The sequence below is a fragment of the Hwanghaeella sp. LZ110 genome (genome assembly GCF_048892525.1).
Taxonomy (GTDB): Bacteria; Pseudomonadota; Alphaproteobacteria; order UBA8366; family Aestuariispiraceae; genus Pacificispira.
In genome coordinates this window covers 48,522-70,583 of sequence record NZ_JBLZHT010000004.1, presented here as the reverse complement: position 1 = coordinate 70,583, position 22,062 = coordinate 48,522, and the positions used below count along the sequence as shown (strand labels likewise).

21 protein-coding genes and 1 tRNA gene are annotated in these 22,062 nt (G+C 53.5%); 16 read left to right on the top strand and 6 right to left on the bottom strand.

Annotation, left to right across the window (positions count from 1 at the left end):
* The first annotated feature begins 145 nt into the window (after nt 1–145).
* The 16 genes from dctP (at nt 146) to urtE (ending at nt 16,234) form a co-directional block, all read left to right on the top strand.
* Nucleotides 146–1,135 carry a TRAP transporter substrate-binding protein DctP gene (gene dctP, locus ACOSDM_RS08985; RefSeq protein ID WP_420724176.1) on the top strand — a complete coding sequence of 330 codons (990 nt, stop codon included), beginning with the start codon at nt 146–148 and terminating at the stop codon, nt 1,133–1,135.
* A 96-nt stretch (nt 1,136–1,231) separates the two neighbouring features.
* Nucleotides 1,232–1,783 carry a TRAP transporter small permease gene (locus tag ACOSDM_RS08980; protein WP_420724175.1) on the top strand — a complete coding sequence of 184 codons (552 nt, stop codon included), beginning with the start codon at nt 1,232–1,234 and terminating at the stop codon, nt 1,781–1,783.
* Nucleotides 1,783–3,099: a TRAP transporter large permease gene (locus ACOSDM_RS08975; protein ID WP_420724174.1), complete on the top strand. Its 1,317-nt coding sequence runs from the start codon at nt 1,783–1,785 to the stop codon at nt 3,097–3,099. Before ACOSDM_RS08980 ends, ACOSDM_RS08975 begins: the two co-directional genes overlap by 1 nt.
* Nucleotides 3,100–3,138: 39 nt before the next feature.
* Entirely contained in the window at nt 3,139–4,653 is a 1,515-nt protein-coding gene (locus ACOSDM_RS08970) for a malonate--CoA ligase (RefSeq protein ID WP_420724173.1), read from the top strand.
* 106 nt (nt 4,654–4,759) lie between these two features.
* Nucleotides 4,760–5,065, top strand: a complete 306-nt coding sequence (locus ACOSDM_RS08965; RefSeq protein ID WP_420724172.1) for an ETC complex I subunit — start codon at nt 4,760–4,762, stop codon at nt 5,063–5,065.
* Between the two features lie 131 nt (nt 5,066–5,196).
* Nucleotides 5,197–5,273, top strand: a tRNA-Arg gene (locus tag ACOSDM_RS08960).
* 460 nt (nt 5,274–5,733) lie between these two features.
* Nucleotides 5,734–6,957, top strand: coding sequence for a hypothetical protein (locus ACOSDM_RS08955; protein ID WP_420724171.1), 1,224 nt, complete (start codon nt 5,734–5,736; stop codon nt 6,955–6,957).
* 6 nt (nt 6,958–6,963) lie between these two features.
* Nucleotides 6,964–8,190 (top strand): hypothetical protein, encoded by a 1,227-nt coding sequence (locus tag ACOSDM_RS08950; protein WP_420724170.1) that lies wholly within the window; start codon nt 6,964–6,966, stop codon nt 8,188–8,190.
* 218 nt (nt 8,191–8,408) lie between these two features.
* The gene (locus ACOSDM_RS08945; RefSeq protein WP_420724169.1) at nt 8,409–8,957 is read left to right on the top strand and encodes a sigma-70 family RNA polymerase sigma factor; all 549 of its coding nucleotides are present in this window, start codon (nt 8,409–8,411) and stop codon (nt 8,955–8,957) included.
* The gene (locus ACOSDM_RS08940; protein WP_420724168.1) at nt 8,954–9,688 is read left to right on the top strand and encodes an anti-sigma factor; all 735 of its coding nucleotides are present in this window, start codon (nt 8,954–8,956) and stop codon (nt 9,686–9,688) included. The genes ACOSDM_RS08945 and ACOSDM_RS08940 overlap by 4 nt, the downstream gene beginning before the upstream one ends.
* A 161-nt stretch (nt 9,689–9,849) precedes the next feature.
* Entirely contained in the window at nt 9,850–10,293 is a 444-nt protein-coding gene (locus ACOSDM_RS08935) for a DUF7282 domain-containing protein (RefSeq protein ID WP_420724167.1), read from the top strand.
* A gap of 321 nt (nt 10,294–10,614) precedes the next feature.
* Nucleotides 10,615–11,901, top strand: coding sequence for an urea ABC transporter substrate-binding protein (gene urtA, locus ACOSDM_RS08930; RefSeq protein ID WP_420724166.1), 1,287 nt, complete (start codon nt 10,615–10,617; stop codon nt 11,899–11,901).
* Nucleotides 11,902–12,007: 106 nt separating this feature from the next.
* Nucleotides 12,008–13,630: an urea ABC transporter permease subunit UrtB gene (gene urtB, locus ACOSDM_RS08925; protein WP_420724165.1), complete on the top strand. Its 1,623-nt coding sequence runs from the start codon at nt 12,008–12,010 to the stop codon at nt 13,628–13,630.
* On the top strand, nt 13,627–14,787 hold the full coding sequence (gene urtC / locus ACOSDM_RS08920; protein WP_420724164.1) for an urea ABC transporter permease subunit UrtC: 1,161 nt from the start codon (nt 13,627–13,629) through the stop codon (nt 14,785–14,787). Before urtB ends, urtC begins: the two co-directional genes overlap by 4 nt.
* Complete coding sequence (gene urtD / locus ACOSDM_RS08915; protein ID WP_420724163.1) at nt 14,788–15,534, top strand: urea ABC transporter ATP-binding protein UrtD; 747 nt, start codon at nt 14,788–14,790, stop codon at nt 15,532–15,534.
* Nucleotides 15,535–15,538: 4 nt separating this feature from the next.
* Nucleotides 15,539–16,234: an urea ABC transporter ATP-binding subunit UrtE gene (urtE, locus tag ACOSDM_RS08910; protein ID WP_420724162.1), complete on the top strand. Its 696-nt coding sequence runs from the start codon at nt 15,539–15,541 to the stop codon at nt 16,232–16,234.
* A gap of 3 nt (nt 16,235–16,237) precedes the next feature.
* Here the strand turns inward: urtE and ACOSDM_RS08905 are convergent, their stop codons facing one another.
* The 6 genes from ACOSDM_RS08905 to metC form a co-directional block, all read right to left on the bottom strand.
* Nucleotides 16,238–16,996: a substrate-binding periplasmic protein gene (locus ACOSDM_RS08905; RefSeq protein ID WP_420724161.1), complete on the bottom strand. Its 759-nt coding sequence runs from the start codon at nt 16,994–16,996 to the stop codon at nt 16,238–16,240.
* A gap of 101 nt (nt 16,997–17,097) precedes the next feature.
* Complete coding sequence (locus ACOSDM_RS08900) at nt 17,098–17,985, bottom strand: endonuclease/exonuclease/phosphatase family protein (protein WP_420724160.1); 888 nt, start codon at nt 17,983–17,985, stop codon at nt 17,098–17,100.
* A gap of 192 nt (nt 17,986–18,177) precedes the next feature.
* A complete protein-coding gene (gene modC, locus ACOSDM_RS08895) occupies nt 18,178–19,278 on the bottom strand; it encodes a molybdenum ABC transporter ATP-binding protein (protein ID WP_420724159.1) in 1,101 nt (366 codons plus the stop codon).
* A complete protein-coding gene (modB, locus tag ACOSDM_RS08890; protein ID WP_420724158.1) occupies nt 19,275–19,979 on the bottom strand; it encodes a molybdate ABC transporter permease subunit in 705 nt (234 codons plus the stop codon). Before modB ends, modC begins: the two co-directional genes overlap by 4 nt.
* 8 nt (nt 19,980–19,987) lie before the next feature.
* Nucleotides 19,988–20,731 (bottom strand): molybdate ABC transporter substrate-binding protein, encoded by a 744-nt coding sequence (modA, locus tag ACOSDM_RS08885; protein WP_420724157.1) that lies wholly within the window; start codon nt 20,729–20,731, stop codon nt 19,988–19,990.
* Between the two features lie 24 nt (nt 20,732–20,755).
* The gene (gene metC / locus ACOSDM_RS08880; protein WP_420724156.1) at nt 20,756–21,955 is read right to left on the bottom strand and encodes a cystathionine beta-lyase; all 1,200 of its coding nucleotides are present in this window, start codon (nt 21,953–21,955) and stop codon (nt 20,756–20,758) included.
* Between the last annotated feature and the right edge of the window lie 107 nt (nt 21,956–22,062).

Below are 22,062 nucleotides of genomic sequence, written 5' to 3'. Positions count from 1 at the left end.
TATCACCGCATTGTTTGGGCGACAAATCGAAATTGTATACATTATCATTGACATTGGATGCAGTCGATTTAGGCTGCTCTTCAACGCGCTGATAACAGCGTGATGGAAAGAAATAATAATATCATTCCTTTTAGGGGAGAACGCTATGAAGTTTAAGGTAAGCGCCGCGCTTGCGGCGGTCGCACTGATTGCCGGGGTGACAAGCCCGTCTTTCGCGAAAGAACTCCGTCTATCCCACCAATGGTCAACGTCTGATGTGCGCCACAAGGTTGCGCAGATCGTCGCCGATGAAGTGGCGGCGGCAAATGTGGATCTGTCGATCCAGATTTTTCCGTCGGGATCTTTGTTTAAGGCCAAAGAACAGTACAAGCCAATGACCCGGGGTCAGTTGGACATGACTGTGTTCCCGCTGTCTTATGCGGGGGGTCAGCATCCGGAGTATAACCTGACGCTGATGCCAGGCCTGGTGAAAAACCATGACCATGCGGCACGACTGAATGAATCGCCCTTTATGGGTAAGATCGAAGACATCTTGGCCAGCGATGATGTCATGGTTCTGGTCCATGGCTATCTGGCCGGTGGATTTGCCAGTACCCAGGGCTGCATCACCAAACCTGATGATGTGAAAGGCCTTCAGATTCGGGCCGCCGGTAAGGCATTCGAAGAGATGCTGGTTGCTTCGGGGGCGTCCATTGCTTCCATGGCGTCTTCAGAAATCTATTCCGCGATGCAAAGCGGGGTACTGCAAGCCACCAATACCTCATCCTCTTCTTTCGTTTCCTATCGGATCTACGAACAGGTGAAATGCTACACGCCTGCTGGTGATGTTGCGTTGTGGTTCATGTATCAGCCGCTGTTGATGAACAAATCCACCTTTGATGGATTAAACGATGCTCAGAAGGCGGCATTGGAGGCAGGGGCTGCAAAGGCTCAGGCTTATTATCTGGACGAAGCCAAAAAGGAAGATGCGGAATCGGTTCGTGTCTTTAAAGAAGCCGGTGTTGAAATCGCGAAAATGACGCCAGCGGAATTCCAGATGTGGCGTGATGTTGCAAAGACATCTTCCTACAAGACCTTCGTTGAGTCTGTTCCAGACGGCCAGGCGCTTCTGGATATGGCACTTTCAGTCGAGTAAGCAGAACGTTGAATGTCCGGCCGGGGTGATCTTACAGGATCACCCCGTGCCATTTCACAACGTTGAAAGTGCCATTTTGTGCGGAGGATTTCGGTGATGAGCGGACACGGTGAGACATCGACAGACCGCGACGGTGGAAATTTGTTTCTGCGCGTTGTGGGCAGGATTTCTACGATTTGCGGTTGGATTGCGGCGGCGATGATCATCGCGTCTGTCGCGATTACATGCCAGATGATTTTTGTGCGCGGCATTTTAAATCAATCGACCACCTGGCAGACAGAGATGGTTGTCTATTTGATGATCAACGCGACGCTGCTGGGCCTGCCCTATGTTCAGCGTTTACGCGGACATGTGAATGTCGATCTGGTGCCCATGATGCTGCCCGTTGGGTTGCGGCGCGTGCTGGCGCTGATCGTGATTTTATCGACCATCACCGTTATCGGCATCATGGCCGTCTATGGCTATGAGCAATGGTATGAAGCCTTTGCGCGGGATTGGAAATCCGACACGGTTTGGGCCGTGCGTTTGTGGATCCCCTATCTGGGTGTTCCTGTCGGTTTCTGTTTATTGCTGCTGCAGTTGATCGCGGACCTTTATGCGATCCTGGCGCGCATTGATACGTCCTATGGTGTTGGGAGTACATCCTGATGGATCCGCTGATTTTAGGATTAATGGTGGCGGTTGCCACGATTGTGGTTTTGTTTTCCGGTATTTCCGTTGCGATTGGGTTGCTGTTGGTTGCTGCGGGCTTCTTGCTGGCCTTTGATGGCATGCGGTCAGTTGCCCTGATGCCGGAAATCTTTTTTGGCGGGCTGGATAATTTCGCCCTGCTGTCGATTCCAATGTTCATTATCATGGGGGCGTCCATTGCTTCCACGCGGGCCGGGGCAGATTTGTATGAAGCCCTGGACCGCTGGCTGACCCGTGTTCCGGGCGGCCTGGTGATTTCCAATCTGGGCGCCTGTGCGCTGTTTGCGGCAATGTCCGGATCCTCGCCCGCGACCTGTGCGGCGATTGGCAAGATGGGTATTCCGGAAATGCGCAAACGCGGCTACCCGGATGGTGTCGCCGCCGGATCCATTGCCGCGGGCGGTACGCTGGGCATTCTGATCCCGCCTTCCGTGACGATGATTGTTTACGGCATTGCCACAGATACCTCGATAGGTCGTTTGTTTCTGGCAGGGGTGATACCGGGCGTCCTTCTTGTCGTCCTATTCATGCTGTGGTCGCTGTATGACACATGGCGCAACGGATCAGAAGAAGTGCTGCGCAAAAGCGAATTCAGCCTGCGTCAGAAGCTGGAAATCCTGCCCCGGGTTCTGCCCTTCCTGTTGATCATTCTGGGCGTCTTGGTTGCGATGTATGGTGGCTATGCGACCCCGTCTGAGACTGCCGCTGTCGGTGCATTGTTATGTATGGCCGTCGCGATGGTCGTCTACAGCCTGTGGAGCCCGAAAGCGCTGTGGGTGGTGCTGCGGGACTCGACACGGGAAAGCGTGATGATCCTGTTCATCATCGGGGCTGCCAGTGTGTTTTCCTATATGTTGTCCAGCCTGTTTATCACACAATCCATTGCTGGCTGGATCGGGACTCTGGATGTCAATCCCTGGCTATTGATGATTTTTATCAATATCTTCCTGTTGGTTGCCGGATTCTTCCTGCCACCGGTTGCGGTGATCCTGATGTCTGCGCCAATCCTGTTGCCCATTGTCACAGCAGCCGGGTTCGATCCCTATTGGTTTGCAGTGATCCTGACCATTAACATGGAGATCGGTCTGATTACCCCACCGGTTGGTCTGAATCTGTATGTGATCAATGGGATAGCGCCAGATATTCCCTTGAAGACGATCCTGAAGGGATCTATCCCCTATGTCCTGTGCATGGTCGTTGCGATCATAATCCTGTGTGTCTTCCCGTGGCTGGCGACCGGCTTGCCAGAGATGGTTATGGGACCGGCGGTGTAGTTTAGGTCGGCCGCCGCCGATGAAGTTGGAGCGTTGTGTATGTCTAACCATTTGTATGATGCCCTGTTTCTGCCCCATCGTGACAGGGACGCGCCTTTCCTGACCCTGGCGGATGGTCGGGTTGAGACGTTTCGGGATTTCCTGGACCGGTCGGCGCGCATTGCCCATGTCATCACCCAATTGGGCGTTGCGCCGGGCGATCGTCTGGCCGTACAGGTGGCCAAGTCGCCAGAGGCTCTGTCTGTCTATGTTGCCTGTGTTCAGGCAGGGGTGATTTTCCTGCCCCTGAACACCGCATACACGGCCAGCGAGGTCGATTACTTCGTCGGGGATGCGACACCGAAGATCCTGTTGTGTGATCAGAAGGCCCAACCCGCCCTGGACCCGGTTGCCAAGGCCCATGGTGCCCGGCTGATGACCCTGAATGCCGATGGCAGCGGCAGTTTGATGGCGGCAGCAGATCAGGCACCCAACGGCTTTAAGACCCGCGCGCGGGGCAGGGACGATCTGGCAGCCTTCCTGTATACATCAGGCACGACCGGGCGCTCCAAAGGTGCGATGCTGACCCAGGATAATCTGTTGTCCAATGCTCGGGCCCTGACCGATTACTGGCAGTTCACAGGGGCGGATGTGCTGTTGCATGCCTTGCCGATCTTTCACACCCATGGGCTGTTCGTGGCGTCCAACATTTGCTTCCTGGCCGGGGCATCGATGATCTTCCTGCCCAGTTTCAAGGCCGATCAGATGATTGCGTTTCTGCCGCACGCGACCACGATGATGGGGGTGCCGACTTTCTATACCAGATTGCTGGACGAGGCCGCCTTCACCAAGGATCTGGTGTCCCATATGCGCCTGTTCGTTTCGGGCAGCGCGCCCTTGTTGGAGGAAACCCATATCGCGTTTGAGGCACGGACGGGTCATCGCATTCTGGAACGCTATGGCATGACCGAAACCAATATGAATACCTCCAACCCCTATGATGGGGAGCGCCGGGCCGGCACTGTGGGCTTCCCGCTGCCCGGTGTGGATTTGCGCGTCGCGGATGCGGAAACCGGAAAGGTCCTGCCCCAGGGGGAAATCGGCGTGATCGAAGTGCGCGGCCCCAATGTCTTCAAGGGCTATTGGAATATGCCGGAAAAGACAGCGGAAGAATTCCGCGCCGATGGATACTTCATCACCGGCGATGTCGGGCAGATGGATGATCGCGGCTATGTGCGCATTGTCGGCCGGGCCAAGGATCTGATCATCTCCGGCGGGTATAATATCTATCCCAAGGAAATAGAGCTGCTGTTGGATGAAGAGGACGGCGTGCTGGAATCAGCCGTCATTGGCGTGCCCCATCCGGATTTCGGGGAAGGGGTCGTTGGTGTCCTGGTGCCGCAAAAGGGGGTGACATTGGATCCCGATGCGATCCTGTCATCCATTGCGCCCAAGATCGCGCGCTTCAAACAACCAAAGGCCCTGTTCATCCATGACGAGCTGCCCCGCAATACCATGGGCAAGGTTCAGAAAAACGTCTTGCGCGATAAGTACAAGGACCAGTTCAAAATCTGAATCCCGGCCCTGAAATCGCCCCGGAATGCTGTCTAGGCATGCTGGGCAAAGCATGGTATGACCGATCCAACAGTGGAAATTCCCGTATCAGATAGGGGAGAGAAGAGTGGAAGTTCGCATTTACAAACCGACCAAAACCGCCATGCAATCCGGTCGTGCCGGGACGAAAGATTGGATTCTGGAATTCGAACCCACCACGGCCAGCCGCCCGGATGCGCTGATGGGCTGGGTCGGATCAGCCGATACCCGCAAGCAGGTGCGCCTGCAATTCGACACGGCGGACGAGGCAATTACCTATGCGGAAAAGAACGGCTATTCCTATACGGTGGAAAAACCCAAGGATCGCCGCATAAAGCCGAAATCCTATTCCGACAATTTCTCCAACAACAGACGACGCCCCTGGACCCATTGATCGTTCGGGCAAGCTGTGTGAGGGCTTAAAATCTCTTGCAGCATACCTTTCAAAAGGCTACCGAACGCCCCTTGGATCGTTTGGTGGCCTTTGTCTTTTGATGGCAATGACCGCTATTCTATCACCCCAACGGCTCCGTAGCTCAACTGGATAGAGCACCCGCCTTCTAAGCGGATGGTTACAGGTTCGAACCCTGTCGGGGCCGCCATATTCCTTCTCGATTGCCCCCCTAAGCGTGTGGATTCCCTGAAGTCGTTTTCGCGCATCACACCAGTGATAAAATCTTAGGGCGTTTTTATAGTATGACTATTAATCAGCATCAGAAAAAATCCCCAGGATCGTCACAGATCTGAAATCATATCCCTGATGATATTTGCCAGCGCATCCTTGGTTTGGCCGGATGGCTATGGAAACCAACATATTGATATCACAAATAAAATCCACAAAGACGAGAGTCATATAAATTTGAAACGCCAATCTATTTATTACTTAATAATAGTAATGGTGTTCTTGACATATGAATTCATCGTTTATACGCTCAAAATCAAATAATAGAGTTTTCAAGGACAGAATACGCAATCATATAGGATAATATTGCAGTCAGATTGTACCTTTGAAAACCTTAGGAAAATTTCATGGCAGGGTAACTTATTTAGGAGCCATCGATAATGTATTTTAAGAGTACAATTGTTTCATTCATTTCTCTCCTTTTATTGATGCTGCCAATATCAGCCAATGCCATCGATATTCAACGTGAGGCCATGGTTCAAAGACTCATCACCTCACTTGAAACCGAAAATTATCAGAAGGCTTATGAGATACTGCAGGGGCTGAAGGAAACTGGGAAAATAACCGGTGAACTTCTCTATTATGAAGCCCTGGCGGCGCTATCAACCAAAAGGGATTTTGAAGCGCTTGAGCAGATAAAAAAATACATCGAAAGGAACGGCAAGGGCGCGAAGCACTACAGCAGAGCTATTGAGATTTATTCAGCTGCATCCGAAAACGTTGATCGGAAACTTGCTATCAATTCAATAGAAAATTGGTATGCCTCATCAGCTGAGCTTTACATTGAAAATCGCATGACGTCACTTTGGCGAGATTTTTATAAGTTGAGAGTCGAAGAGCATAAATCCTTCAGTTCACGATACATTGATAATAAGGACGGTACGATATCTGTCTACAGACTGGTAAAATCTGGCTCAAACTCAGCGAATTTGTATAAATTTGAGGCATATGCCTGCCCCATTGGCTCAAAATACAAAGAAGGTGCTTGCGTCGGAAAACCCGATAAATTTCAAAGTCTCAGTGAAAGTAAGATTAGAGAAATATTTGAAGGTTTATCTCTAGCAGGGCACCGTGATTGGCGAATTCCCAGACGACTTTTTGTTTCGTGGGGCGGAGATTACTTTTCTGTCAGTGATTTCTTTACCATTTCACCCGATATAACATATTTTGACGGTCAAAACTACGCCGAGACCCATGTCGGCGTTTCGACGAATCAAATTCTCCCTCAGGCATATCTGTTTAACGACCATGGCCTTAACAAATTCACATATACCCAGCAAAATACTAGGGTAACAGGTCAAGAAAAATATCAAATCCCACAATTTGGCTTTGCTTTTTTGGACGAAGTTTACTCTGACAATAGTAAACAGTATTGCGTTGTAAGCCGTGCAAACACATTACGGTGCGATGTGGCGACTTCTTATATGGTTATCCCAGTGCGTGGCCCCGAGTTGGTTGGGAAAGACCTTCCAGTAACACAATGTGAAGCACAAAGCCTTAATTGCCTGAAGCTCAATCATGATGGCAATGTTATTCGGTTCGACGCATCGAAATATCATCATGCTAAAGAGCACGAATACTTTCTCGAACTCGCCAATGGTTGATTGATAATGAAAATTACAGCTTTGCTAAGTACGTTAATCGCATTGAACCTCACCTTTCTGACGTCACCTCTGCTGGCCGATATTGAATCTGATATTCTGAATAGCTTGGGAAACCAGCCTTCGTCTGAACATGAAATTCGGTATGTTGCTCGGGAAACAGTCGTGCGCGTGCGTCCGGATTCAGCCAGTGAATTTTTAGCTAATCTTAAGCTCAACAAGCGTGTATTTCTACTTAGTATGAGCGGCTCTTGGGCTAAGGTACAACTCGTTTCAGATGAGGATGTCTCGGGCTTTGTGCCATTATCATCGTTGAAAAGTTCCCCCCATGAGAGAGCGCCATCAACTGCTGAGAAGAGTGCAGTTGAGATTGATCTTAGCGGTGTAACCTTAAAGGACCCTGAGGATATCGCTTTGGCCCAGGAGCAAAGAATTGAAGATGAAAACCGACAAAAAGCTGAGGCTGATGAAGCATATCGCCGTCATTTAAAAGAGAAACGTCGCCGAAAAGCAGAATTAGAAGAACAACAAAGGCGTCAGGAAGCTCAAGAACAAAGGGCATATGAGCGAGAGATGGAGGACGTGTTCGCTGAGTTGGACTCTAACGAGACCCAGTTGGCGAAGCAGTGGGAGAACTTGACGGAAATGCCCCGTAATATCACACGGCTTCAGTCGCCCTATGCGATTGAGAGAGCAAGGCGTCAAGCAATGCGGATGAAAAAGCGGCAGGCGCGTCAGGAAAAATTTACAGCTCAGTCCCAAGCCATGCCTTCTACAAAGGGATTTGGTTCCAGTCCTTATAACGGTTCAGAAGCTGGCTCGGCTTTAATGAATATCGATGAGTCCAACGACCAGTCCAACAGTTCATCAAATTCATCATCACCCCAGAAAGATCAGTATGCAGATGTGAGAGGCGATACCGCATCGGTTCGCCAAAAACAAAATGCTCCCCAAAAAGTCTATGAACCAATGCCTCAGGTGGTGACCGGTAAAAATTTATCGACATTTAGCGTCCGCGCCAAAGCCATTGCTTACGCACGGCTAAAGGCTACCAACAAGATTAGCGAACAGTGCTATGGTAAAGGAGCGCGTTACGATTCAACAAGATTTTCCGAAATTGAAAAAGGGAACTCTTCCGAGCGTACAACCTTTGCGAATGCAGACTGTAAGCAGATGAAAAGTGGGGCATGGAAATGCACAGCGGAAGTGCGTGGTCATTGCTATCGCATGCAATGAATAAGCTGGACACCCGTATTGACCTTTCTTGATTGTTAAGTGGCAGCGCCCATAAGATAGACAAGAACGACGAAGGTGACCCAATGACCCAACCTACGGCTCAGTACTCAACTGGATAGAGCACCCACCATCCACATAACGCCCGGTTTTGGTATATGTCCTGCGCTGGCTGTGATATCGTGATGCGGATGGGGGCGTAAGGATAAGTGGGTTTGGGTATGCAATGCACCCCTGGCGATTTGAAGGACCATCTGATTGCCTGTGCGCAGGGGGATCGGGTTGCCTTTGCTGCCCTGTATCAGGCCACCTCCTTGAAACTTTTTGGCATTGTCCTTCGTATCTTGAAGGACCAGGCGCTCAGCGAGGACGTGCTGCAAGAGGTCTATGTGACCATCTGGCGGCAGGCGGCGCGATATGACCCGGACCGTGCATCGCCGATCACCTGGATGGGAACCATCGCCCGCAATCGCGCCATTGATGTATTGCGCCGCCAAAAGGGCCAGGGGATGACTGTGGAAATTGAGATTGATACGATTGTTGATCCCTCCCGATCCGCACCGGATGAATTGGAGCGCAGTCAGGCGTATCAGGCTTTGTCCGTCTGTTTGGAGGCCTTGGATCCCAACCGGGCCAAAATGGTGCGGCTGGCCTATCTGGAAGGGGCCTCTCGCCAGGATCTGGCGGATTTGTTTGGTCAGCCGGTGAATACGATTAAGACGTGGCTGCATCGCAGTTTGAAGCAATTGAAGGAATGCCTGGGGTCATGACAAACCGGGAAGAAATAGACCAATTGGCCGGGGAATATGTGCTGGGCACCTTAAATGCAGAGGAGCGCCTGGCGGTGGAGACGCGCCGACTTCAGGATGCGGCGCTGGAGGCGGCTATTCATGACTGGACACAGCGTTTGGCACCGCTGCAGGAAGAAATCAGCAGCGCGGTGCCCGATCCGCATCTGTTTGATCGCATCCAGGCGCGCCTTGACCAACAGGAGGGGCAGGGCGGCACCGGGGGTGAGAGGAATGGCGGCACTATCCTTTCACTGAAAAAGCATGTATCGCGTTGGCGTGGCGCAACATTTGTGACCGGGGCAATCGCGGCATCGCTGTTTGCCTATATCCTGGTCAATGCCCCCCTTGTTCAAGGGCCCCAGCAAGAGACTTTCGTTGCGGTTTTTCAATCTGATGACCAACAGCCCGCATTCCTGTTATCGATTGATTTGAAAACGCGCGCCTTGACCATTCAGCCGGTTGCGGCGGAACGACAGCAACAGGCCTCTTATCAGCTGTGGATCGTCGGCGATGGGATTGCTGAAGAACCGCAATCCTTGGGCCTGCTGTCAGAGGATGGGGCCCTGACACAAAAAAGTCTGGCGGCCTATCCTTCTGAAGTACTGCAGCAAGCCACATTCGGTATCAGTGTGGAACCGCCAGGGGGGTCGCCCACGGGTAAACCCACAGGCCCGGCCATCCATGGCTATCTGATCCCCGTTCAGCCCTGATCGCCATTTTTTTCGTCTGTTTTGAAACTTTCTCAGGAACCTTCCGTAGCTATAGGTAGGCCATCAGAAGGGTGGCTTGTCAGGGTCTGATCCCTGGCAATGTGGTCTTGCGTTCAAACACAGCGTTTGTCCGCATAACAGACAATACACAGGAGGTTTTTATGGTTCGCCATTTTATTGTAACGGCTATCGTTGCTCTGGTTTTTGCAGCAGGCACTGTCATCAGCATCACGGCTTCCGCCGGGTCTAATTCCGGCGATATGAAACTGGGCGTGATGGCATCGGATCAGGATGTGACAACTGGCACCGTTACGGCTGATAAGATTGTCGCACAAGCCAACGGCTGGATGGTGGTTCACCGCACCGGTGCTGATATGAAGCCCGGCCCGGTTATTGGCTATGCGCCGTTGAAAATCGGTGAAAACGCCGATGTCAGCGCAATTCTGACCGAACCGGTCAAAAGCGGTGAAATGCTGATGTTGATGCTGCATGGTGAAGAAGGTGGCATGAAAACAGGCGGATTTGAATACACGCTGGGCGCCAAGGAAGACGGCCCAGTCCGTGTTGATGGGAAACTGGTCATGACGGTGATTACCGCCAAATAATCGCTTGATAACGGACGGTATGCCCTCCCACCCCCGCCACTGGCAGGGGTGGGATTTTTTTCGCGATCAGAGTGTTGGTTATTTCATAAAATGTCTATTTTTTGATCAAAAATTTTAGATAGTTTAAAATATATGCAATTATTTAAAGGTTAAGGATGCTCCAGAATTGGGGCCGATGTCACATTTGTGAAATAATATACGTTATATCAATCGATTAGTTAGCGTTCTGTCGTGCTCCAGAAAGTACCGAAAAATTGGTACGCTTGTTGCAGTGCACAATTATTGGAGTAACTATAAAAACTGTAGACAGAGAGGCTAAACATGAAAAATCGTATTCGTTCCTTAATGGGCGCTGCGGCGATATCAGGCATGATGCTTGTTGGCACCGTGGCCCAGGCTGCTGAAGAGACGATCAAGGTCGGCATTCTTCATTCCCTTTCCGGCACCATGGCGATCAGCGAAACCACGCTGAAAGACGCGATGCTGATGCTGATTGACGAGCAGAACAAAAAGGGCGGCGTTCTGGGCAAAAAACTTGAGGCCGTTGTGGTTGACCCGGCGTCTGACTGGCCCTTGTTTGCTGAGAAGGCCCGGGAATTGATTTCCGTCAACAAGGTCGATGTGGTGTTTGGCTGCTGGACCTCTGTATCGCGCAAATCGGTCCTGCCGGTCTTTGAAGAACTAAACAGCATCCTGTTCTATCCGGTTCAGTATGAAGGGGAAGAAAGCCAGCGCAATGTATTCTATACCGGCGCGGCCCCGAACCAGCAGGCCATTCCGGCGGTGGATTATCTTGCGGATGCGGAAGGCGTAGAGCGTTGGGTCTTAGCGGGTACGGACTATGTCTATCCCCGCACCACGAACAAAATCCTGGAGACCTATCTGCTGGATAAAGGCGTGGCCCCTGAAGACATCATGATCAACTATACCCCGTTTGGTCATTCTGACTGGCAGACCATCGTGTCTGACATCAAAACCTTCGGATCGGCTGGTAAAAAAACCGCTGTGGTCTCCACCATTAACGGTGATGCCAATGTGCCTTTCTATAAGGAACTGGCGAACCAGGGCATCAAGGCCGAAGACATTCCTGTCGTCGCTTTCTCCGTTGGGGAAGAAGAACTGGCGGGTCTGGATACCGGTCCTCTGGTCGGTCACCTGGCGGCCTGGAATTACTTCATGGCCATCGACACCCCGGAAAATGCTGATTTCATTGCAAAATGGAAGGCTTTTATCGGGGATGACAAGCGCGTCACCAATGACCCGATGGAAGCCCACTACATTGGCTTCAACATGTGGATCAAGGCTGTGGAAGCGGCGGGCAGCACCTCTGCCGATACCGTTATCGACAATCTGGTTGGCGTTTCCGTTCCGAACCTGACGGGCGGCTATTCCGCGATGATGCCGAACCACCACATCACCAAGCCGGTCCTGATCGGTGAGATTCAGTCGGATGGTCAGTTCGACACCGTTTGGCGGACGCCAGGCCTGGTCCCTGGGGATGCCTGGTCCGACTTCCTGCCGGGGTCGAAAGATCTGATCTCTGATTGGCGCAAGCCCATGTCCTGCGGCAATTTCAATACCGCTGAAGGCAAGTGCGGCGGCGCATAAGGCGCAGGGTTTCGCAGTGTCGGGGGTGGCACATATCGCCATCCCCGATACCCGAAACAGAGTGTGACCGATCTATTTTGGCGCTCCAGCAGAGGTGATACTCTCCATGAAGGCCTTTATTCGTTTCTCTCTATCAGCCCTATCCCTGTTCCTCATTCTAGGAACAGCCCAAGGGATGGCGGCGCAAGACCCCGCCTTACAAGACAAGATTTCCGCTTTGGCCGAAGGCAGTTATTCAGACCGCGCGAAGGCAATCCAGGCCATTGCCGCAACGGGTGATGCCCGCGCCGTCCCAGCCTTGGAAGCATTGGGGGAGGGGCTGCTGTTCGTCACGAAATCAGACAAGGCCATTGTGATTGGCCTGGATGAGGGCGCGACGGTCGAGACATTCGATCCGATATCGGGCGATGCATTGGGGTCGGTTCCCAGTGGTGCCGTCGAGAAGATCAAGGTCAATAACCGGTTGCGTCGGGAAATACGATCCGCGCTGGGCGCCCTGACCTTGTTGTCGGATGATCCAAAGGTACGGCTTGCTGCGGCTGGGGCGATATTCAAGTCCAAAGATGCTGATGCGATTGACCTTTTGGATACTGCGATTGCAAAAGAAACGGTCGAAGCCGTGAAACTTGCCCTGCAGGAAGCCCGCGCGGCGGCGGTCCTGAATTCCCCCCGCGATATGGCGGAAAAGCAGGCGGCCGTTGCCTTGATGGCGGATCGGGGAAACCAGTCGGCGCTGGCGGTTCTGTTGAATGCCAGAGGCAGCGCGGAAGGCCCGTTATTATCCGATATCGACACGGCCATCGCGGCCATTCAAAAATCCCTGGCGATCTGGGATCTGGCACAGAATGCGTGGTACGGGGTGTCGCTGGGGTCGGTGCTGCTGCTGGCGGCGATTGGACTGGCGATCACCTTTGGCGTGATGGGCGTTATCAATATGGCCCACGGGGAAATGGTGATGTTGGGGGCCTATACGACCTTCATCGTGCAGGACATCATTCGCACCTCGATGCCGGGCCTGTTTGACTATTCGCTGCTGATCGCTCTGCCGCTGGCCTTTCTGGTTGCCGGCTCGGTTGGCGTCGTCATTGAACGCGGCGTGATCCGATGGCTGTATGGACGCCCGCTGGAAACATTGCTGGCGACCTGGGGCATTGCGCTGCTGTTGCAACAGACAGTGCGCAGCATCTTTGGTCCCACAAACCGGGAAGTCGGGACCCCGGATTTCCTGGCAGGGGCTTTCCAATTGGGCCAATTGACGATCACTTATAATCGGCTGGCGATCGTGATCTTCTCTTTGGTTGTGCTGGCGGTGCTGATGCTGGTCTTGCGCAAGACCTCATTTGGATTGCGCATGCGGGCTGTGACGCAGAACCGCAGAATGGCCAATTCCATGGGTATCAAGACCAATTGGGTCGATGCGATGACCTTTGGATTGGGATCGGGCATAGCCGGGATTGCAGGCGTCGCCCTAAGCCAGATTGACAATGTCAGTCCCAATCTGGGCCAGTCCTATATCATCGACAGTTTCCTGGTCGTCGTGTTTGGCGGTGTTGGCAATCTGTGGGGGACATTGGTGGGGGCCATGACTCTGGGCATCGCCAATAAATTCCTGGAACCCTTTGCCGGTGCGGTATTGGGCAAGATCATCCTTCTGGTCTGTATCATCCTGTTCATTCAAAAGCGTCCCAGGGGCATGTTCGCCCTGAAGGGCCGGGCGGTTGAGTCATGATTTCCAGCTTTATTCTGCGGGGCTTGGATGGGCGATTGGTGGCCTTTTTGACAGCGACCCTGCTGTCGGTGGTCTTAATCGCCATCGGCAATCTGATCGTGCCACCGGGCAGTTTCCTGCATGTGCCGACCTATGCGGTGTCCTTGATGGGCAAGTACCTGTGTTATGCGCTGCTGGCGCTGTCGGTGGACCTGGTCTGGGGGTTCGCCGGCGTCCTGTCGCTGGGCCATGGCGCATTCTTTGCGCTGGGCGGCTATGCGATGGGCATGTATCTGATGCGCCAGATCGGAAGCCGCGGCGTCTATGCCGACCCGATCCTGCCGGATTTCATGGTGTTCCTGAATTACAAGGAATTGCCGTGGTTCTGGTATGGCTTCGACATGTTCTGGTTTGCCACGATCATGGTGGTGCTGGCCCCTGCCACATTGGCCTTTGTCTTTGGTTGGCTGGCCTTTCGGTCACGGGTGACGGGGGTTTATCTGTCGATCATCACCCAGGCGATGACCTTTGCACTGCTGCTGGCCTTCTTCCGCAATGATATGGGCTTTGGCGGCAATAACGGGCTGACAGATTTTAAAGAAATTCTGGGTTTTGATATTCAAAGCGATGGGACCCGCATGGGATTATTTGCGGCGTCTGCCTGCGCGCTGTGTCTGGGGCTGATTATCTGCAAGGCCGTCGTTGCCTCAAAATTGGGCAAGGTTCTGGTCGCGGTGCGCGATGCAGAAAGCCGCACCCGGTTCCTGGGCTATCGGGTGGAGCATTATAAGCTGTTTGTCTGGACGCTGTCGGCGGCGCTGGCTGGTATTGCGGGCGCGCTGTATGTGCCGCAGGTCGGGATCATCAATCCCGGCGAATTTGCCCCGGCAAATTCAATTGAAATGGTGATCTGGGTCGCTGTTGGCGGGCGGGGAACCCTGTATGGGCCCATTCTGGGCGCGATCCTGGTCAATGGGGCAAAGACATTCTTTACAGGGGCCATTCCAGAAGTCTGGCTTTTCGCTCTGGGGGCCTTGTTCGTTGGGGTGACGCTGTTCCTGCCAAAAGGGGTTTTGGGTCTGTATGGCATGCTGCGGCAACGTTTTGAGAAGACCCGTGCGCCGCGTGAGACAAAGCGAACACCTGATCCCAGCTCTCAACCGTCGGAGGCTGAGTAAATGACGGCCCATGGCTCCATCCTGTATCTCGACAGCGTCAGTGTCAGCTTTGACGGGTTCAAGGCGCTGAACAATCTGTCGCTGATCCTGCAACCAGGCGAAATGCGCGCGATCATCGGACCCAATGGCGCGGGCAAGACCACCATGATGGATGTGATCACCGGCAAGACCCGGCCGGATACAGGCGATGTGATCTTTGATTCCAAACATGATCTGATCCAGATGGATGAGGCAGCCATTGCGCAGCTAGGCATCGGTCGTAAATTCCAGAAGCCAACCGTGTTTGAACATCACACGGTGGAGGATAATCTGTATCTGTCCCTGAAAGGCGGGCGGGGTGTCTTCTTTGCCTTGTTTGCCGAAAAGACGAACGAGATTTCACAACGGATTGAGGGGCTGTTTGACATCATCCGCCTGGGTTCTGTGCGCGATGAACTGGCGGGTAATCTGTCCCATGGTCAGAAGCAATGGCTGGAAATCGGCATGTTACTGGCGCAGGATCCAAAGCTTCTTTTGGTGGACGAGCCGGTGGCCGGCATGACCGATGCGGAAACAGTGGAAACCGCAAACCTTCTGCGAGAAATCAATAAGACCCATTCGGTTGTCGTCGTTGAACACGACATGACCTTCGTGCGGGATTTGGATGTGAAGGTGACGGTGCTGCATGAAGGATCGGTCCTGGCCGATGGTCCATTGGATATGGTCAGCGCGGATGAGCGTGTAATCGAAGTATATTTGGGGCGCTAGGATCATGCTGGAAGTCACGGATATCAGCCTGCAATATGGCGCATCCCAGGCCCTGAAAGGGGTGTCGGTTTCTGCTCAGGTTGGCAAGGTCACCTGCATTCTGGGGCGCAATGGCGTGGGTAAAACCAGCCTGTTGCGGGCAGTTGTGGGCCAGCATCCGATCACGTCAGGGGTCATTTCCTGGCAAGGTGAAACATTAGGGACGATGCCACCCCATCAGCGGGCCCAACGTGGCATCGCTTATGTCCCACAGGGGCGGGAGATTTTCCCGCTGTTGACGGTGAAGGAAAATCTGCAAACCGGCTATGCACCATTGGCCCGCAAGGATCATTCTATTCCGGATGATGTGTTCGAACTGTTCCCGGTTCTAAAATCCATGTTGGGCCGTCGGGGAGGGGACCTGTCCGGGGGCCAACAGCAGCAATTGGCCATTGGGCGGGCGCTGACCATGCGCCCCAGCCTGTTGGTGCTGGATGAACCGACAGAGGGTATTCAACCCTCCATCATCAAGGATATCGGGCGCGCGATTGCCTATCTGCGGGACCGTGGCGATATGGCAATCCTGCTGGTCGAACAATATTTTGAATTCGCCCGGGATCTGGCGGACATGTACACCGTCATGGACCGCGGCGAAGTCGTCGTCGCAGGCCCCATCGGCGATATGGACGAAGCAGAAGTGCGCAAGCACCTGATGGTTTAGTCTTCAATCCTGCTTATACGCTTCGAAATAGGAATTGGTCAGATTGGCGATGGTCCCATCATTGCGCAATTCCTGTCGGGCCTCATTAAAGCGGGCGATCCAGCGATCTGCACCGGGCATGGATTTTGGCACGATCAGGTAATTCGGGCTGGCATCGATGGCAAGGCGTCGGGCCTTGAACCAGGGGGCGCTATTGATGCTGCGGGCGGCGATTGTTCCCAGAAAACGATCTATTGAAACGGCATCAACCTTGCCTTCGGATAACAGTTTGAAGCATCCACCAACACCGGTTTTGTTATAGACCCGCATCTGACCGGATTTTGCATATTCACTAAGATATGCATCCACTTCCCACCCTTTTGGAACACACAGGGTCTTGCCAATCATGTCGCTGGCCTGGGTAACGCCTGTCGCGCGTTCAAAGTTTGTGAAAAGATAGGGGCGCACAGTAAACAATTCGTCTGAATACAGAAAATCAGCCTCGCGCTCCGGGGTTTTGATATAGGGAAAAGTCGCCACATAGCGCCCGGACAGGGTTTGCTGATAGCCCTCATCCCAAGGCAGAAAGGCGACCGTTACGGGCACCCCCATTTTTTCAATGATTGCCTTAACCAACAGGGTCCCTAATCCGCCATCCGGCAGGCGCTCATCGCTGTAGGGAAAGTAGTTGTTACCGGTAACGACATCAATCGCATGCGCTTTGACCGGATTGGTCAAGACTGCGATCAGACAAACAATCATAATGGCAATACAACGCTTCATAGTCGCCCCCTCCAGAACTGAGTTGAAGTTTATATCGTATTTATGGCATGTGAAGTGGAAATCGGCAGCCATTTGATAATTTTAATGTTTGCCTGGGGGCATTAGGAGTTCGGTTCTCTGATCAACAGGTCAATCGAGATGGGGCAGTGATCGGACAGTTTCCTTTGCAGCGTTTTCGGATCGGTATAGACGATCTGTCGAAAGCTATCGGGCCTCAGCCATTTCGCACTTCTTACATCCAGTATTATGTGATCGATATAGCCTGGATACTGGCCCGCCCAGCAGGTTGAGTGCCTGTTTTGGGTAACCCTCAGCAATTTTTGGTCCGGGGGATTTTCATCGCTTAAAATCGGCCACATCCATTTTCCATTAGGGGCGGTCCCTTCTTCATCAAATCTGCGATTGAAGTCACCCAGAACGATCAGGGGATCCTGGGCGCGTACGCGGGCATCAATCCAGGATTCCAAGGGGGTGACCTGCTGATTTAAGCGTGCGCAATGATGTGTTCTGCTGGTCAGCGGTTTGTCATGGCAAAAAGATTTCAAATGAACGTTCAACAGGCGCAGCCTTTGTCCGTCCAGGTTAAGGGTCAAATCCAACCCATAGCGCAGGGCTGCCCGGTTCAGTCCCAATGGTGTGTAATCTGTAGCTACGCTGTGTGGAACCAGGGCTTTGCGGATGGCGAAACCAACCCTTTGTGCATTGTTTCGGTTCGAGAAGATAAAATCATACCCATCCCCGAAAACGCGCTGCGCGACCGCCACGTTTTCAACCTCCTGCAGGGCGATGATATCGGCGTCCAGGTGATCCGCATATTTTTTCAGCCGCGCGAAATCTTCATCCGTTCGCGCATAGGCCCGGTATCGGTCGGGATAGCTGTCATACAGATGCGCGATGTTCCATGTCGCGATCCGCAGCGATGTTTCCGCCCTGCAGGGGATGCTCAAACCAAACAGCAGCACCAGCAGAGTGAGGCTTAATCGTGCCATTGGAACCTCTATGCACTTTTTAAGGGTGCAATAGAATGACAGCACTTAATTGGGGAATAAAGATAAATTGTATTTATTATGTTCTACTTTAAGGGGCCATTCCTTTGGAACAAAAGCCACCTATTCAAAAATTTGGATGCTGCGTCAGACTGTTAAACGGGATTTTTGAAAGGCGTATGGTCACATATCAGTTTAATTTGGCTTGGTTCGCCCGGGCGCCGTTCGATCAATCGCGACGGATTTTATCAGCGCCCAAACGGGCTTGCCCGGTGACAGGCTAAGGGTGGATGCCGATAACTTCGTAATGCGGGACCAAACTGGAACACCGACATCGATCAAGACTTCCGCCATTGGGCCGTCGGTATCGGGTCGGATATCAATCACGGTTCCTGGTAGGCGGTTCAGGATGCTGATATCCTGGGGCTCCTGTAATGCGATACTGACATCGCGTGCCCTGATCCGAAGCTTCATTTCGGTTCCCAACGGGCGATCAGCCATTGGTACCATCAGCTTTGCACCGCCATTCAGGGTCAGGCGCATCAATCCATCAGCGGTGTTCTTTTCCGTGATACGGGCAGACAGGAATGCCCCTGCCTCGTATCGGCCGGTCAGCGGGTGCAGGTCCAACCGCGCTGTCAGATGTTCAACCGTATCCACCGCAATGACCCGTCCGGCTTCCATCAGGGCGACCTGATCGGCGAATTGGGCGATTTCCTCCATGGCATGACTGACATACAGGATGGGCACGCCAATTTCGTCCCGCAACCGCGCGATGAAGGGCAGGATTTCCCCCTTGCGATGGGAATCCAGTGACGCCAGGGGTTCATCCATCAGCAACAGACGGGGATTGGCCAGCAAGGCCCGACCGATGGCGACCCTCTGTCTCTCACCCCCGGATAAGGCATAGGGTTTACGCCCCAACAAGGGCTCCAGATCCAATAAATCGACGGCTTGGGACAGGCGGATGGATCCTTCGCCATTGCGCTTTTGACCATAGGTCAAATTGCCGTGCACGCTGAGATGGGGAAACAGTCTGCCTTCCTGAAAGACATAACCAATACGTCGTTCATGGGCGGGCATTTCAATTCCAGCCTGACTGTCCAACAGCACGTCCTGCCCAATGACGATCCGCCCATGATCCGGTCGCAACAGACCCGCGACGGTATTGACCAGCGATGTCTTCCCACACCCGGATCTGCCAAACAGGGCAAGCGTGCGATTATCATCGCCCGTTTCGATCTGGGCATCCAAAGTAAATGCCCCCAATCTTGTCTTAACATCGATGGAGATCACGGCGCATGCTCCCCCTGCAGACCGATGGCGCGTCGGGTCTTTCGGGCGATCACTTCAGATGCGATCAACGCCACTAACGCAACGATAACGCTTAACAGCGCCAGACGCCCCGCCTGAGCTTCGGCACCCGGTGTTTGCGCCAATGTGTACAGGGCCAGTGGCATGGTGCGGGTTTCGCCTGGGATATTTGCGACAAAAGTGATCGTCGCGCCAAATTCACCCAATGCGCGGGCGAATCCCAGGATCACGGAAACGACGATCCCTGGCGCGATCATCGGCAGGGTGATGGTAAAGAACACATCCAACCGACTGGCCCCCAATGTGGTGGCCGCCTGTTCCAGACGCATATCGACCTGTTCCAGGGACAGGCGGATTGCGCGCACCATCAGGGGAAAGGCCATGACACCGGCTGCCACGGCGGCACCCTGCCAGGTGAAGGCAATGCTGATCCCGAACCAGTCTTTCAGCGGCGCACCAATCGGCCCGCGCGGACCAAGGCCGATCAACAACAGATAGCCAATCACCACGGGCGGCACCACCAGCGGCGCATGGACAATTCCATCCAGCAGCCATTTCAAGGGAAAGCGCCCCCGTGCCAGAAGATACGAGATCAGTATGGCGGGGATCAGTGCGCCCAGCGTGGCGATGCCGCCAACTTTCAGGCTGAGCAGTAGTGCTTCGGTTTCAAAGGGGGTCAGCATGATCAGGCTTAAGGGAGCGTCTGAAAGCCGAAGCGTTTCAGGACATCTGCGCTGTCAGCATCTTTCAAATGTGCCAGGATGGCTTTTGCTTCCGGCCTGTCAGACAGCAGGGTGATGGTGTAGAGGATCGGCTGGTGCAGATCTTCAGGAATGGTTGCCACCACGGTGACCTTATCGCTGGCCGACGCATCCGACGCATAGACGATGCCGTATCCAACGGCCCCTTGCTCAACAAAGGCCAGGGCGGCGCGGACATTGGCGGCACGCACAGCAACGGTTTCCAGATCGGACCACAGGCCGATTGCCTGCAAGGCCTGTTTGGCATAACGGCCAGCAGGCACATGGTCCGGGTCGCCAATCGCCAGTCGATCCTGCAGGAAGGCAGCACCGGCTGCCGTGTCAAAAATCAAAGGGATGGCTGAGTCCTTTGGGGATACCACAACCAACCGATTGCGCAGAAAGTCAGCACTCTGTTCCAGGCGGGCGATGCCTTTTTCAATCAGGTAATCCGACCATTTCGGGTTGGCGCTGATAAAAATATCCGCCGGGGCACCCCCTTCGATCTGTCGCGCCAATGTCCCGCTGGAGGCAAAAACACCATCAACTCCATTCTGCTGAGCAAACAACAGGGTCAAAGGTTCCGTCAGGCTTGCTGCGGCGAAAACCCGAACAGGTTCTTGCGCGGAAACCACGGGGGATATCAGCAATGCAGCAAGAACAGCAACCAGACCTGCCGCCGCACGGGTGATCATGTCAACAAACCCTTCCAATCCGCTTCAATGACCCGCAAGACGCTCAAATCCCGCTTCCAGATCGGCAATCAGGTCGTCTGGTGATTCCAAACCAATATGCAGGCGCACAACCTGACCGGTTTCTTCCCAGGTGGTCGCGGTGCGCGCACGTTTGGGATAGGAGGTAACAGCCAGGCTTTCAAATCCACCCCAGCTGGCCCCGATCCCGAACAGGTCATAGCCTTCGATCATCGCAGCCAGACGGTCCCGGTCCGGGGCGTCGACAAGGATGCTGAACAGGCCACAGGCCCCGGTGAAGTCCCGTTTCCAGATGGCGTGCCCGGGATGGCTTTCCAGGCCGGGATGCATAACGCGCGACACTTCCGGGCGTTGTTCCAGCCATTGGGCAATTTTAAGGCCGCTTTCGAAATGACGGTGCAGGCGCGTTGGCATGGTGCGCAAGCCGCGCTGAACCAGATAGCAATCATCCGGTGACACGCTGTTTCCATAGGCCCGGCTGGCGACCTGAATTTTTGCGAACAAGGCGTCGGTTGCGCAGGAAATACTGCCCATCATCGCGTCTGAATGGCCGCAGGGATATTTTGTCAGCGCATGGGCGGACAAATCGATCCCCATTTGCAGCGGCTTCAGGAAGTACCCGGCCCCCCATGTATTGTCGATCCCGACAATCACATCCTTTTCCTTCGCCGCTTTTACAATGGCCGGCAGGTCCTGCATTTCGAAGGTCAGGGAGCCTGGGGCCTCCGTCCAGATCAGTTTTGTTTCAGGACGGATTAGATCGGCAATGCCCGCGCCAATGGCAGGATCATAGAATTCTGAGACACAGCCCAATTGAGTCAAATGCCCAAGAGCCATCTTGCGCACCGGTTCATAGACATTGTCGGGGATCAGGAAATGCGCGCCGGGTTCGGCAAAGGCCAGAAAACACAGGCCGCAGGCAGCCATGCCACTGGGCAGCAATTCCGTATCAGCGGCGCCTTCCAGGGCGGTCAGGGCATCGCGCAGGGCAAATTGCGTCGGTGTGCCGTGCCGGCCATAGGTGATTGAATGGCGACCTGATTTATGGCTGCCGCCGACCTTGCGCCCTTCCCAGGAGTCCAAGGTTGGGTGCAGGATTGTCGAGGCATGATAGACGGGTGGATTGACCACGCCAAAATTGTCTTGCGGATGCCGTCCTGCATGAACGGCAAGAGTGTCATCGCTGAATTTCTTATGATTGGCCACGGAACATTCCACCTTGACTGTTATCTGTATTTGGGACGTTTTCTGTAAGACAGCTCAGCCTATGCGTCTTTAGGGAATTTGCAAATCTTACCGAGTGTTCAGGTGCG

Excerpts from the sequence above, each read along its gene's own strand:
- dctP (WP_420724176.1), top strand. The coding sequence starts at position 146 with ATGAAGTTTAAGGTAAGCGCCGCGCTTGCGGCGGTCGCACTGATTGCC.
- ACOSDM_RS08980 (WP_420724175.1), top strand. The coding sequence starts at position 1,232 with ATGAGCGGACACGGTGAGACATCGACAGACCGCGACGGTGGAAATTTG.
- ACOSDM_RS08975 (WP_420724174.1), top strand. The coding sequence starts at position 1,783 with ATGGATCCGCTGATTTTAGGATTAATGGTGGCGGTTGCCACGATTGTG.
- ACOSDM_RS08970 (WP_420724173.1), top strand. The coding sequence starts at position 3,139 with ATGTCTAACCATTTGTATGATGCCCTGTTTCTGCCCCATCGTGACAGG.
- ACOSDM_RS08955 (WP_420724171.1), top strand. The coding sequence starts at position 5,734 with ATGTATTTTAAGAGTACAATTGTTTCATTCATTTCTCTCCTTTTATTG.
- ACOSDM_RS08950 (WP_420724170.1), top strand. The coding sequence starts at position 6,964 with ATGAAAATTACAGCTTTGCTAAGTACGTTAATCGCATTGAACCTCACC.
- ACOSDM_RS08945 (WP_420724169.1), top strand. The coding sequence starts at position 8,409 with ATGCAATGCACCCCTGGCGATTTGAAGGACCATCTGATTGCCTGTGCG.
- ACOSDM_RS08940 (WP_420724168.1), top strand. The coding sequence starts at position 8,954 with ATGACAAACCGGGAAGAAATAGACCAATTGGCCGGGGAATATGTGCTG.
- ACOSDM_RS08935 (WP_420724167.1), top strand. The coding sequence starts at position 9,850 with ATGGTTCGCCATTTTATTGTAACGGCTATCGTTGCTCTGGTTTTTGCA.
- urtA (WP_420724166.1), top strand. The coding sequence starts at position 10,615 with ATGAAAAATCGTATTCGTTCCTTAATGGGCGCTGCGGCGATATCAGGC.
- urtB (WP_420724165.1), top strand. The coding sequence starts at position 12,008 with ATGAAGGCCTTTATTCGTTTCTCTCTATCAGCCCTATCCCTGTTCCTC.
- urtC (WP_420724164.1), top strand. The coding sequence starts at position 13,627 with ATGATTTCCAGCTTTATTCTGCGGGGCTTGGATGGGCGATTGGTGGCC.
- urtD (WP_420724163.1), top strand. The coding sequence starts at position 14,788 with ATGACGGCCCATGGCTCCATCCTGTATCTCGACAGCGTCAGTGTCAGC.
- urtE (WP_420724162.1), top strand. The coding sequence starts at position 15,539 with ATGCTGGAAGTCACGGATATCAGCCTGCAATATGGCGCATCCCAGGCC.
- ACOSDM_RS08905 (WP_420724161.1), bottom strand. The coding sequence starts at position 16,996 with ATGAAGCGTTGTATTGCCATTATGATTGTTTGTCTGATCGCAGTCTTG.
- ACOSDM_RS08900 (WP_420724160.1), bottom strand. The coding sequence starts at position 17,985 with ATGGCACGATTAAGCCTCACTCTGCTGGTGCTGCTGTTTGGTTTGAGC.
- modB (WP_420724158.1), bottom strand. The coding sequence starts at position 19,979 with ATGCTGACCCCCTTTGAAACCGAAGCACTACTGCTCAGCCTGAAAGTT.
- modA (WP_420724157.1), bottom strand. The coding sequence starts at position 20,731 with ATGATCACCCGTGCGGCGGCAGGTCTGGTTGCTGTTCTTGCTGCATTG.